General features: G+C 76.7%; 10 protein-coding genes. 7 read left to right on the plus strand and 3 right to left on the minus strand.

Going from position 1 to position 8,387, the window contains the following annotated elements; genetic code table 11:
* A partial coding sequence (locus EAD96_RS26240; protein ID WP_255499004.1) for an SAV_6107 family HEPN domain-containing protein occupies positions 1–197 on the minus strand: 197 nt, incomplete at its 3' end.
* A 546-nt stretch (positions 198–743) separates the two neighbouring features.
* Between EAD96_RS26240 and EAD96_RS26245 the strand changes: the two genes are divergently transcribed.
* From EAD96_RS26245 to EAD96_RS26270, 6 genes are all read left to right on the plus strand, one after another.
* The gene (locus tag EAD96_RS26245) at positions 744–1,232 is read left to right on the plus strand and encodes a YbaK/EbsC family protein (protein WP_120568807.1); all 489 of its coding nucleotides are present in this window, start codon (positions 744–746) and stop codon (positions 1,230–1,232) included.
* A complete protein-coding gene (locus EAD96_RS26250) occupies positions 1,229–1,960 on the plus strand; it encodes a monooxygenase (RefSeq protein WP_120568806.1) in 732 nt (243 codons plus the stop codon). Before EAD96_RS26245 ends, EAD96_RS26250 begins: the two co-directional genes overlap by 4 nt.
* Positions 1,957–2,511, plus strand: coding sequence for a GNAT family N-acetyltransferase (locus EAD96_RS26255; RefSeq protein WP_121686144.1), 555 nt, complete (start codon positions 1,957–1,959; stop codon positions 2,509–2,511). Before EAD96_RS26250 ends, EAD96_RS26255 begins: the two co-directional genes overlap by 4 nt.
* Positions 2,512–2,628: 117 nt before the next feature.
* On the plus strand, positions 2,629–3,432 hold the full coding sequence (locus EAD96_RS26260) for a carotenoid biosynthesis protein (protein WP_121686145.1): 804 nt from the start codon (positions 2,629–2,631) through the stop codon (positions 3,430–3,432).
* Complete coding sequence (locus EAD96_RS26265; protein WP_121686149.1) at positions 3,429–4,556, plus strand: glycosyltransferase family 2 protein; 1,128 nt, start codon at positions 3,429–3,431, stop codon at positions 4,554–4,556. Before EAD96_RS26260 ends, EAD96_RS26265 begins: the two co-directional genes overlap by 4 nt.
* 12 nt (positions 4,557–4,568) lie before the next feature.
* Positions 4,569–6,056, plus strand: coding sequence for an NAD(P)/FAD-dependent oxidoreductase (locus EAD96_RS26270; protein ID WP_121686146.1), 1,488 nt, complete (start codon positions 4,569–4,571; stop codon positions 6,054–6,056).
* Positions 6,057–6,082: 26 nt separating this feature from the next.
* Here the strand turns inward: EAD96_RS26270 and EAD96_RS26275 are convergent, their stop codons facing one another.
* A complete protein-coding gene (locus tag EAD96_RS26275) occupies positions 6,083–6,772 on the minus strand; it encodes a CDP-alcohol phosphatidyltransferase family protein (protein ID WP_121686147.1) in 690 nt (229 codons plus the stop codon).
* Between the two features lie 44 nt (positions 6,773–6,816).
* Positions 6,817–7,734 (minus strand): methylenetetrahydrofolate reductase [NAD(P)H], encoded by a 918-nt coding sequence (gene metF, locus EAD96_RS26280; RefSeq protein ID WP_121686148.1) that lies wholly within the window; start codon positions 7,732–7,734, stop codon positions 6,817–6,819.
* A gap of 227 nt (positions 7,735–7,961) precedes the next feature.
* Here metF and EAD96_RS26285 point away from each other — a divergent pair.
* A partial coding sequence (locus tag EAD96_RS26285; RefSeq protein ID WP_147457934.1) for a helix-turn-helix domain-containing protein occupies positions 7,962–8,387 on the plus strand: 426 nt, incomplete at its 3' end.

An 8,387-nucleotide genomic window follows, 5' to 3' on the forward strand; every position in this document is an offset into this window, starting at 1 on the left:
GGGCGGGCCCGGGCGGCGAGCACGGCGGCGGCGGCGCGCAGCGCCGCGAGGTGGGCGGCGGCGTACCGCAGGCCGTCGGGGCGGGTGCGTGCGGCCTCGGCCAGCCCGTCGCGGGCCACCGCGAGCAACTGGGCGGGGGTGCGGTGCGGCAGCACGTGCGCGGGCACCGTGGGTGCCTGGGCCGGACTGGTCGGCATGGGTCTCTCCTCCGCGTGTGGCCGGGCGGGCGGTCGCGCGACGGGGAACGTCGCCCGGTCGCCCGGAACGGTCGGTGCGGAGGAAGACGCACCCTTTTCAGGTGGCGGCCGGCCGGATGTGGACGCTTCCCCACACCCACACCCGGCCGGCGTGCCGGCGGGTCCGTCGCCCGCCGCCCGGGGGTCGTGGGCGGCGGGCGACGACCTGCCTGACGGGCCCGGACTCGCGACTGTCCGAGACCCGGTGCGGCCCGCGGTGCCGCACCTCCCGGAAGCCGGTGCCGCGAAACACCGCTTCCGGAGCGTTCGACGGGTGCGCGACCGGCTCGGATCAGGCCGGGCCAGCCGGGGAGCTGAGCCGCTTGCCGTTCGGACTGAGCCGAACTTCGGGCCGATCGAACTTCGAGCCGGAATCGAACACTCGTTCTAACTACCCTGACAGTACACCTCCCCACCGACGAAAACGCAACGTGTGACGCGCCGGGGACGCACGGGAGGGCGACGGCCCCCGGCGGGGGCGTACCGGGGTGGGGGAAGAATGGGTGCATGCAGCCACACCCGAACGTGCAGGCGGTGCAGCGTGCGCTCGACGACGCGGGCGCGCGGAACGGATCGGGCGAGGCCAGCCTCGTCCGGCTACTGCCCGAGGCGGTGCACACCGCGGCCGCGGCGGCCGAGGCGCTCGGCGTCGCCGTCGGCGCCATCGCCAACTCGCTGATCTTCGACGCGGACGACGCGCCGCTGCTGGTGCTCACCTCCGGCGCGCACCGGGTGGACACCGCCGGGCTGGCCGCCACGCTGGGCGTGACCCACCTGCGCCGGGCCACCCCGGAGTTCGTCAAGCGGCACACCGGGCAGGTGATCGGCGGCGTCGCCCCGGTCGGCCACCCCGCGCCGCTGCGGACCGTCGTCGACACCGCACTGGCCGGGTACGACGAGGTGTGGGCGGCCGGCGGCGTGCCCCGGGCGGTGTTCCCCACCACGTACGCGGAACTGCTGCGGATCACCGCCGGCACCCCGGCCGAGGTGGCGTGAACCCCGGACTCGTCACGCTGCACGTGTGGCGTGTGCCCCGCCGGGCCGTACCCGGTGTGCCGGCCCGGATGGCCACCCACCCGGCACGGCTGCGCCGGCTGCCGGGCGTGCGCTTCGCCAAGCTGCTCGGCACCGGGACCGGCACCGGCTTCGGCCCCGGCGACGCCGACCTGACCCGGTGGGCCGCGCTCGTGGTCTGGGACTCCCCCGCCGACGCGGACGGCTTCGACGCCTCCCCGGTCGCCCGCTCCTGGGCCCGGATCGCCCACGCCGCGGTACGGGTGGACCTGCGCCCGCTGACCAGCCGCGGCCGGTGGTCCGGCCGGGAGCCGTTCGGCGCGCCGTCGGGCGGGCGGGTCACCGGGCCGGTGCTGGCGCTGACCCGGGCCCGGCTGCGGGCCCGCCGGGCGGCCACGTTCTGGCGCGCGATCCCGCCGGTCGCCGCCGAGCTGCACACCGCGCCCGGCCTGCTCGCCCGGTTCGGCGTCGGCGAGGCGCCGCTGGGCTGGCAGGGCACGGTGAGCGTGTGGCGCGACCCGGCGGACCTGGTCGCGTTCGCGTACCGTTCCCCGGAGCACCGCGCCGCGATCACCCGCACCCCCACCGAGGGCTGGTACGCGGAGGAACTGTTCGCGCGGTTCGCGGTGGGCGACGTGGTCGGCGACCGTACGGTGCTCGGCTGGGCCGCCGCCGACGGCGACCCGGAAACATCGAGAGGGTACGCATGAGGCTGGTGCGGTGGACACCGGACGACCTGGTCCGGCGGCTGGACGACGTGGTGGCCGTCTACGGCGAGGCGATGGGCTACCGACCCGACCTGCTGGAGGCCCGCCGCGGCTACATCGCCACCCACGTCCGCCGGCCCGGCTTCCGCGCCGTCGCCAGCCTGACCAGCGAGGGGCACCTGGCCGGTTTCGGGTACGGCTACCGGGGCGCCACCGGGCAGTGGTGGCACGACCAGGTGCACCGGGCGCTGAACGCGCAGGACCGGCAGCGCTGGCTGGCCCACCCGTTCGAGGTGGTCGAGTTGCACGTCCGCCCGCCCGCGCAGGGGCACGGCCTGGGCGCCCGCCAGTTGCGCGCGCTGCTCGCCGTGGCCGAGGGCGACACCACGCTGCTGTCCACGCCGGAGGCCGACGAGGAGAAGTCCCGGGCCTGGCGGCTGTACCGCCGGTTCGGCTTCGTCGACGTCCTGCGCCACTTCCACTTCCCCGGCGACGAGCGGCCGTTCGGCGTGCTCGGCCGGGACCTGCCGCTGCCCCCGCCGGACGCCCTGTGAGCGCGAGGAGTGAGCCGGGTTTGCGAGCCCCGCAGTCGCGAACGAAAGGGCGGCACAGTGAGCGCGAGGAGTGAGCCGGGCCTGCGAGCCCCGCAGTCGCGAACGAAAGGCGGCACAGTGAGGGCCCGGCTGCCCTGGGCGCTGCTGGCCGTGCTGGTGCTCGCCCAGATCTGCTACCCGCTCACCGGCGGCGCGACCCGGGCCGGGCTCACGGTGGCCACGGTGGTGCTCGGCTGGCTGCTCTCGGTCGGCCACGCGCTGCTCACCCGGGGCGTCCGTGCCGCCGCCGCGCTGGTCGCGGTCGTCACCGGCGGCGGGTTCGCGGTGGAGGCGATCGGCGTGGCCACCGGGTTCCCGTTCGGCAGCTACGACTACTCCGGCGAGCTGGGCCCCAAGCTGGCCGGGGTGCCGCTGATCATCCCGCTCGCCTGGACCTGGATGGCCTGGCCGGCCTGGCTCACCGCGGTCCGGCTGGTCCGCTCCCGGGTCGCGCGGATCGCGCTCTCCGCGGTGGGGCTGGCCGCCTGGGACCTGTTCCTCGACCCGCAGATGGTGGCCGAGGGCTACTGGACCTGGCTCGACGCCACCCCGGCGCTGCCCGGGCTGCCCGGCATCCCGATCAGCAACTACCTGGGGTGGCTGGGCTTCGCGGTGCTGCTCGCCGTCGCGCTGCGCCCGCTCGCCGGGCCGTCGGCGGACCGGGTCGACGGCCGGGACGCCCCGATGTTCGCGCTCTACCTCTGGACGTACGCCTCCAGCGTGCTGGCGCACGCGGTGTTCCTGCGGCTGCCGACCTCGGCGCTGTGGGGCGCGGCCGGGATGGCGGTGGCGGCGGTGCCGCTGGCGGTGACGCTGTGGCGGGCCCGCCGGGACCCGGCCGCCGAGCCGCAGCCGGCGCCGCGCGTCGACGCCCCGGCATGATCGCCGCCCTCGCGCTGGCCGTGGCGGTCGGCGCGCTCACCGGGCACACGCTCGTCAACGCGCACGCCTGGCTGCGCCGCCCCACCGCCGGCCCGGCCGAGGTGACCGAGCCGGTGGCGGTGCTGCTGCCGTTGCGCGACGAGGCCGAGCGGGTCACCCCGTGCCTGCGCGCGCTGCTGGCCCAGCGCGGCGTGCCGGACCTGCGCATCGTGGTGCTCGACGACGGCTCGACCGACGGCACCGCCGACGTGGTCCGTGCGGTGGCCGGTGACGATCCCCGGGTCACGCTGCTCACCGGCGTCGCCCCGCCGCCCGGCTGGCTGGGCAAGCCGCACGCCTGCTGGCAGCTCGCCACCCGCACCGGCCCGGAACCGGCCGTGCTGGCCTTCGTCGACGCCGACGTGGTGCTCACCCCGTACGCGGTGGCGGCGGCCGTGACCGAGTTGCGCGCGGCGGGCGCGGCGCTGCTGTCGCCGTACCCCCGGATCGTGGTGCGGACGGCGGCCGACCGGCTGGTGCAGCCGTTGTTGCAGTGGTTGTGGCTGACGTTCCTGCCGCTGCGCGCGATGGAACGCTCGCGGCGGCCCTCGCTCGCAGCGGCGGGCGGGCAGTTCCTGGTCGTGGACCGGGCCGGCTACCTGCGGGCCGGCGGGCACGCGGCGGTGGCCGACAAGGTGCTGGAGGACATCGAGCTGGCCCGGGCGGTGAAGCGGGCCGGCGGGCGGATCGCGCTCGCCGACGGGTCCCGGCTGGCGTCCTGCCGGATGTACGACACCTGGCCGCAGCTGCGCGACGGCTACACCAAGTCGCTGTGGGCGACGTTCGGGCACCCCGCCGCAGCGGCCGCCGTGCTCGCGCTGCTGGTCGCGCTCTACGTCGCGCCGCCGCTGCTGGCCGCCGGGGCGCTGCTCGCCGGCGCGCCGGCGGTGGCCGCTGTGGCGTTCCTGGCCTACCTGGCCGGCGTCGCCGGGCGGGTGGTCAGCGCCCGCGCCACCGGCGGGCGGGCGTGGCCCGACGCGCTGGGCCACCCCGTGTCGGTCGTGGTCCTCGGTTGGCTGACCGTCCGGTCGTACCATCTGCGGAAGCGACACCGGCTCACCTGGCGGGGTCGCCCGGTCACCTAGGAGGGGCACGCCATGGCGCGCATCGTGGTCATCGGCGCCGGGGTGGGCGGGCTCGCCGCCGCCGCCCGGCTCGCGGTCACCGGGCACGAGGTCACCGTCCTCGAACGGGCCGGCACGGTCGGGGGCAAGCTCGGCCGGTACGCCCACCACACCCCCGAGGGGGTGTGGCACTTCGACACCGGGCCGAGCCTGTTCACGCTGCCGCAGGTCTTCCACGACCTGTTCGAGGCGACCGGGGCGAAGCTCGACGAATACCTCGACCTGGTCCCGCTGGACCCGATCGTGCGGCACGTCTTCCCCGGCGGCGGGCAGGCGCTCGACTCCTGCGCCGACCCGGACGAGTTCGCCGCCCGGATCGGCGCCGCGTTCGGCGACCGGTCCGCCGCCGACTGGCGAGGGCTGTGGCGGCGCGCCGACCGGGTGTGGGCGGCCTCGCACCGGGACATCCTGCGCCGTACCGTCGACTCGCCCCGCGACCTGGCCGCGCTGGCGTGGCGGCTGGGCGACCTGGCCGCCATCGGCCCCGGCCGCAGTCTGCGCGGGCTGGGCCGCCGCCACCTGTCCGACCCGCGGCTGCGGATGCTGCTGGACCGGTACGCCACGTACACCGGCGCCGACCCGCGCCGCGCCCCGGCCGCGCTCGTCGCCGTGCCCTACGCGGAGCTGGCGTACGGCGGCTGGTACCTGCGCGGCGGGCTGGGCACGCTCGCCGACGCGCTGCTGTCGCGCTGCCTGGACCTGGGCGTGGTGGTGCGCACCGGCGCCACCGTCACCCGGATCGACGCCGCGGGCGGGCGGGTGCACGGCGTACGCGTGGCGGGGACGGCCGCGCCGGTGCCCGCCGACGTGGTGGTCGCCAACGTGGACGCGCTCACCGTCTACCGGGACCTGCTGCCCGACCCGCGCCGGCTGGCCGCGCTCACCGACCGCAGCCTGGCCGGGTTCGTGCTGCTGCTGGGCGTGCGCGGCGACTCCGGGCTGGCCCACCACAACGTCTTCTTCCCCCGCGACTACGACGCCGAGTTCGACGCCGTGTTCGGTGACCCGGGTCGCGGGGTGCGGGCCCGCCCGGCGCCCGACCCGACGGTGTTCGTCACCGCCGCCGACGACCCGGCGGTCCGCCCCGACGGCCACGAGGCGTGGTTCGTGCTGGTCAACGCGCCTCGGCACGGCACCGCCGCGAGCGCCGTGGACTGGCGGCGGCCAGGGCTGGCCGAGGCGTACGCGGACCGGATCCTCGACGTGCTGGCCGAGCGCGGGGCCGACGTGCGGGACCGGCTGGTGTTCCGGGAGATCCGCACCCCGGCCGACCTGGACGCGGCCACCGGCGCGCCGGGCGGGGCGATCTACGGCACGGCGGGCGGGCTGCTGCGCCCGTCCAACCGGGGCCCGGTCGCCGGGCTCTGGCTGGTCGGCGGCTCCAGCCACCCGGGCGGCGGCCTGCCCATGGTGACGCTGTCCGCGGAGATCGTCGCGGAGGCGGTCGGCCCGGCCTGGTGAGGTGCCGCCGCCCGGGGGCGCGGCGGTCAGCCGGCGTCGACCAGGGCGCGGCGGACGGCGGAGAGCAGCTGGCCGAGGCCGAACCCGGCGAGCAGCACCCAGACCGTGGTGGCCATGGTGATGGTGCCGGCGGTCAGGTCGGCGTCGATCAGGTCGGTGAGCCCGGCGACCAGCAGCCCGACCAGCGCCACGCAGACCCGGGTGGGCCGCTCCCCCACCGTCACCGCGCCGATCTCCCGCATGCCGGCCGACACCGCGCGCGCCCGCACGTACTCGTGCAGCCAGGACAGGCCGCCGGCCGCCGCCACCAGCGCGCCCGGCGCGCCGAGCAGCCAGAACGCGACCAGCCAGGCCACCTCGCCGAGCCGGTCGGCGACCGAGTCGTACACGTATCCCAGCCGGGTGGTTCGGCCGGTGGCCACCGCCACCGCGCCGTCGACGCTGTCGGCCACGGCCGCCAGCAGCACGAACAACGCGCCCAGGAACGGCCCGTTGCCGGGCCGCTCCACGAACAGGGGTACGCAGAAGCAGAGCAGCACCCCGAACACGGTCACCGGGGTCGGGCCGACGCGCAGCCGGCCCAGCACGTAGCCCACGTGGTAGGCGAAGCGCAGCCAGGCGCGCACCACCGGCGCGGCGGTACGCGGATCGAAGCCGCCGTGCAAGCGCGCCCACGCGGTCGCGTACTGGTCCCAGTTCAGCTGTGTGCCCACCACGGATCAACCGTAGAAGCACGGCGCGGGTGTCGTGTGGCGGGTGGTCACACCCGTGCGGCGGCGCGCAGCCGCTGCCACACCTCCCGGGTCGCCGTGGACCGGTTGAGCGTGATGAAGTGGATCCCCGGCACGCCCTCGTCGAGCAGCTTCTCGCACATCTCGCTCGCCTGCTCGACGCCGAGGCGGCGGACCGCCTCCGGGTCGTCGGCCACCCGCTCGAACCGCTCCGCCAGCGCCGGCGGGAACGGCGCGCCGGACAGCTGCACCGACCGTTCGATGGTGCCGATCTGGGTCACCGGCATCACGCCGGCCAGGATCGGCGTGTCGCAGCCCGCGGCGGCCACCCGGTCGCGCAGCCGCAGGTACTCGTCGGCGTCGAAGAACATCTGGGTGATCGCGAACTCGGCGCCGGCCCGGCACTTGCGGACGAAGTGCGCGGTGTCGCTGTCCACGTCCGGCGAGCGCGGGTGCTTGTACGGGAAGGCGGCCACGCCGACGCTGAAGTCGCCGCTGTCGCGGACCAGCCGGACCAGGTCCTCGGCGTACCGGACGCCCTCGGGGTGGGCGATCCACTCGCCGCCCGGGTCGCCCGGCGGGTCGCCCCGCACGGCCAGCACGTTGCGCACCCCGACCGAGGCCAGCCGGCCGATCACGTGCCGCAGCTCGGCGACCGAGTGGTTCACCGCGGTCAGGTGCGCCATCGGCAGCAGCGTCGTCTCGGTGGCGATCCGCTCGGTCACCGCCACCGTGGTGTCGCGCGTCGAGCCGCCCGCGCCGTAGGTGATCGACACGAACGAGGGACGCAGCGACTCCAGCTCGCGGATGGCCTGCCAGAGCAGCTTCTCCCCGGCCTGGGTCTTCGGCGGGAAGAACTCGAAGGAGAACGTGGGACGGCCGTCACGGATCAGCTCCCCGATGGCCGGCTGGGGATTGGGAAGGACCGAGGGAAGACCGAGCGCCACGGACCGACTGTAACCGGGACGGCACGCCGCACCGGGAATCTTCCCAGCCCGCGAACACCTGCCCCGGCGCGACGTCGTACCCCGGGGGTAGAAAGACGGCAGCGCGGTGGGGCGGCCGACGGCCGTTCCGGGGGCCCGCGCGGGGGTCGCCACGACGGCGACGCGCCGGCGCCACCACCTGGCCGGGCGTCCGCGTCGCCATCAGCGCCGTCGCCCCGGAGGTTCCGATGATCCCGTCCCCGCCGCCCGGCCCGCGCCTGCTCGGGCCGCTGCTGGCCGAGTTGCGGGCCGCCCGTGGCTGGAGCCAGCAGCGGATGGCCGCCGAGCTGTGTGCCGCCTCCGGGGTGCCCACGCTGACCCGCAACGAGGTGTCCCGCTGGGAACGCCAGCTGCGGCTTCCCGGCGACTTCTGGTCCGCCTGGCTGGCGACGGTCCTGGGGGTGCCGGGCGAGCTGCTGGCCGATGCCGCCGCCCGCAGCCGCCGGCTGGGCGTGGCGCCCGCCGCGGTCGACCCGGCCGGATCCCGCGCCCGGCTGGCCCTGCTCACGCTCGCGTACCGCTGGGCGGCCGACCCGGGCGGCCGCACGCCGGCCGGCCCGTTCGCCGCCGCACCGCCGCCGCTGCCTGGCCGTCCCGGGCGGGACGGCGAGCAC

Origin of the sequence: Micromonospora sp. BL1 (assembly GCF_003667485.1) — a bacterium.
Lineage (GTDB): Bacteria > Actinomycetota > Actinomycetes > Mycobacteriales > Micromonosporaceae > Micromonospora > Micromonospora tulbaghiae.

Excerpts from the sequence above, each read along its gene's own strand:
- EAD96_RS26265 (WP_121686149.1), top strand. The coding sequence starts at position 3,429 with ATGATCGCCGCCCTCGCGCTGGCCGTGGCGGTCGGCGCGCTCACCGGG.
- EAD96_RS26245 (WP_120568807.1), top strand. The coding sequence starts at position 744 with ATGCAGCCACACCCGAACGTGCAGGCGGTGCAGCGTGCGCTCGACGAC.
- EAD96_RS26270 (WP_121686146.1), top strand. The coding sequence starts at position 4,569 with ATGGCGCGCATCGTGGTCATCGGCGCCGGGGTGGGCGGGCTCGCCGCC.
- EAD96_RS26255 (WP_121686144.1), top strand. The coding sequence starts at position 1,957 with ATGAGGCTGGTGCGGTGGACACCGGACGACCTGGTCCGGCGGCTGGAC.